Consider the following 2843-nt stretch of genomic DNA (forward strand, 5'->3'; position numbering starts at 1 on the left):
AAGTATTAAGCGATAGTATGAATATTTCACATGATGAATTTGTTAAAATTGACTCAATTGTTTCGTTAAGATTGTAAAGAAGTGTACTTAAGCCAACGTGGCAGTTTAGTTGAAAAAAATATTATAATATTATTAAAATTTAAGAAATGAATGAATTTACTTTTAGCAAAGTTTTGCAGTTAGCTATATAAAAAGCCACAAGAGCACTAAATTCTTGTGGCTTCACTTTTACTATTCATGTTAAAAGTCTAAATCTTTTTCATTACCATCATAATCTACTAGTAATGATCCTTCGTCTAAGGTATCCATTAACCATTCCGCCAAGCCATTCCATGATCTAGAAACGCTGTGAATCTCCCTATCCCATTGTATTACAGTTGCATCGTATCCATTGCTTGATTCTAAGTCTATACAAATCGAGTCACCATAGTTTAAATCTGCGATGATTAAATACGTGTCTGGCATCTTTGTCGGTCTTCGTTCTTTTTTAAACGAATCATTTAGATAGGAGCCACCACGCTGTTTTTGGCCCCGAGCAGCTGTATGAATTTCTGACAGGACCGTTCCAGGTATAAATAATTCTCCACCATTACACACTTGGAGAAAATCTTTATATATATCAGGAATTTGAATGTTAAGTTCATTTTGAAGGCTTGTTATATTTTCTACGTTAATTCCATTGTTTAGGGTGTGAATGCCATCTACATATTTATTAACTTCCTCAAAAAATGGTTGTAAATGATTGTTTTTTGAATAATATTTTCTTAGCATAAAACCATCTCCCTCTATTCATGTTTCCAAGGCACAACGTCTCCAAAGTCAGTCATACTATCATTCTTAGGAGTATAGTAGCCATTTGTAGGATTGTGATAATTTCCACGATGGGCGTCAAAGTGTTCGTTTACATCCATATTCCTTCCCTTTAAAAATTGAATGTTATCTGGTTCACCAGCAAAATCAGGATATTCATTAGCAGATTTCATATGCTGTCCCTCGTAGCCTTTCACTTTTCCTGTTTGTAATAACTCTAGTTTTTCTGCAGGGGTCCAATCTCTTGTTCCTTTTCCAGTTTTTTTAATCAATTCCTTCTCTTGTCTCCATGCGTGGCGAACAGCTTTCTGACGAAGAGCTGAAAATTGTTTATCTGTTACCCATTTTCCGTTTACATTATATTGTTTTTTTCCATCAACAATCCGTATTTTTTCTGTATTCTTAACACTATTACCAACCTCGCTAGAAGACTGGGATTTTTGAAGGTTGTTAGCATCGGCTTTCTCCTTTATTCTACCACTAGTCCCATTAGAAGAAGACTGGAACTTTTGAAGAGTATCCTTACCATTTTGAACTGCATTACGCCCAACAAATACACCATGTCCAGCAAGACTAAGCCCAGCCGCTGTAGCAGCTGCATCTAATGGAAGAACAATTGGTGATGCTAACCCACCACTTCCTACTTCTGCGACGAAGGTTAAGAAATTAGCCCCGCCTATGACGGTAAGACCTTCTAGAATTTCTATAATGGATGCCGCTCCTGCTACAACATTTCCGGCAAATCTTCCCGATTGATAAGTTAACTTGCTTTCTAATTCATCATTATCAGGTGATTCTAGTCCAATAACGCTTTCGAAAGCGGCACTACCAGCGCCTTGAAAAAATTCTTTCATAAATTCCCAAGTACTGATAGCTGTTTTTTCATACCATGGTCTATTGGCTTCTTGTTCTCGTAATAAAGTGAAAAACTCAAAAAGTAGTGTCTTTTATATTACAGCTAGTTTTAAATATGTAGAAGTAATATAAAAAGGTGCCGGCTCTTATGAAGTGCCTCTATATTTCTATCTCCATGTGTAGCTTTAGTTGTTGAACCTTTACCTTTTCTCATTCTCTCAACTTCTTCTATTTTGTGTGATTTTTATCTCCATCGCCATGCAATCGTTGTATCTTCAATGTGGATTGCTGGAATATCGATTCCTAAATATTTCTCTTCGTTCTCATCGAAGACGGACCAATTTTCATCGTCTAGAAATTCAGGGTCAATACTTTCAAAGTCAAAAGTACTGTCTTCGTCTACCATTTCACGAAAATATTCTTGATAGGGTTTACTATTATCATTTAAGTGTATTGTTCCATACATCCATGGTGTTTCTCCAAAAACGTCTGTGATGCAACCTATTTCAATATCTTTAAAGTATAATTTCATATTTACACCTTCTTATTCATAAATTTTAAAGTAGTCTTTTGGTATCTCACCTTTTATCAAATACTCGTTATCTCTTTTTGTCCACTTTAGAGCTCGGTTTTTCCAAAAAGGTGTGGTTATTTTATCTTGTTCAATTAAATGTTCGATTTGTTTTGGATTTAAGATTGCTACGTCTTTTACATCTCCATTACGGATTGCCGTTCTTAAACCATTAAAATCTAGTTCGATTGATTTATCTCCATACTTTACAGTAGCGCCGCTATTAGGGGAAAAGTTTGTAAATGGACTATTATTTTTTCCACTCTTTCTATATCCTCCTAATATATGTTCAGTAACTGTAACTTGTCTATCTTTGTACATGCCTTCTTTATTAGCTGGAACTAGATTGCCTGATTCGTCGATATATGATTTGTTATTAGGGTGTGCAGCTTAATCCGCACACAAGTTCTGCAATGGGAACGGTAATCCCTATTTAACAAGGTGATTGCAATACAAGATTTGTTGTGGGGACTTATGTCAAATGAATAGGTTTTAAAAAAAAATCAATCTAATACAGTGTAATTAAAAGGCTATTATTTGCTCACATTTTGCTCACAAATAATATAAAAACACGTGAAAAAATGTGAAATACCCCTTTGGAATAGAA

At 34.9% G+C, this 2843-nt stretch carries 3 protein-coding genes and 1 pseudogene; all 4 read right to left on the bottom strand.

What is annotated here, in order from left to right; genetic code table 11:
- Positions 1-240: 240 nt before the first annotated feature.
- The 4 genes and pseudogenes from AB3X48_RS20585 to AB3X48_RS20600 all read right to left on the bottom strand — a co-directional run bounded on the left by AB3X48_RS20585 (position 241) and on the right by AB3X48_RS20600 (position 2557).
- Positions 241-771 (bottom strand): SMI1/KNR4 family protein, encoded by a 531-nt coding sequence (locus AB3X48_RS20585; protein WP_016104704.1) that lies wholly within the window; start codon positions 769-771, stop codon positions 241-243.
- 14 nt (positions 772-785) lie between these two features.
- A pseudogene (locus AB3X48_RS20590) lies at positions 786-1727 on the bottom strand (hypothetical protein); the annotation flags it as partial.
- A 182-nt stretch (positions 1728-1909) separates the two neighbouring features.
- Positions 1910-2197 (bottom strand): hypothetical protein, encoded by a 288-nt coding sequence (locus AB3X48_RS20595; protein ID WP_016104706.1) that lies wholly within the window; start codon positions 2195-2197, stop codon positions 1910-1912.
- Positions 2198-2209: 12 nt separating this feature from the next.
- A complete protein-coding gene (locus AB3X48_RS20600) occupies positions 2210-2557 on the bottom strand; it encodes a hypothetical protein (RefSeq protein ID WP_016104707.1) in 348 nt (115 codons plus the stop codon).
- Positions 2558-2843 lie beyond the last annotated feature (286 nt).

The sequence above is a fragment of the Bacillus sp. S4 genome (genome assembly GCF_040838205.1).
Classification (GTDB): Bacteria; Bacillota; Bacilli; order Bacillales; family Bacillaceae_G; genus Bacillus_A; species Bacillus_A cereus_U.

Bases quoted from the DNA above. Each gene is read 5' to 3' on its own strand.
- AB3X48_RS20585 (WP_016104704.1), bottom strand. From the start codon at position 771: ATGCTAAGAAAATATTATTCAAAAAACAATCATTTACAACCATTTTTT.
- AB3X48_RS20595 (WP_016104706.1), bottom strand. From the start codon at position 2,197: ATGAAATTATACTTTAAAGATATTGAAATAGGTTGCATCACAGACGTT.
- AB3X48_RS20600 (WP_016104707.1), bottom strand. From the start codon at position 2,557: ATGTACAAAGATAGACAAGTTACAGTTACTGAACATATATTAGGAGGA.